Raw genomic sequence first — 336 nt, forward strand, 5'->3', positions numbered from 1 at the left:
CTCTGTACACGACAAATTTCATAGGGCCCTTGTTCTATCAGGCTTTTTCTTTCTTAAAATTGCGAGCACTTTCTTAAATTCTTCTTTTTTTCCAAAACCAATCAAACGTAGAATAACCATTTGAACATAGTCCAAACCGTAGCGAAATAAACTTATTGAAAGTCGTCCATGCTTCTTTATTTTTATCGCTTTTTTTCGATCATGTTGCCATTCACCTGTTAAATAGCACCAACAGAAACCGATAGCTAGCACTGCTATCAATTTCTTAACTCGTCTAGGGTCTGTTAAACGAGTATTTTCAAGATTGAATCCACGTCCTTTGAGACAACTAAATAA

Annotated in this window: 1 pseudogene; it reads right to left on the minus strand. The window is 35.4% G+C overall.

Annotated features, from left to right (window positions below):
* Nucleotides 1–18: 18 nt before the first annotated feature.
* A pseudogene (locus ACWQ4X_RS19865) lies at nucleotides 19–336 on the minus strand (IS4-like element ISAba33 family transposase); the annotation flags it as partial.

It is taken from the genome of Acinetobacter sp. NigerLNRRAM0016 (assembly GCF_054112845.1).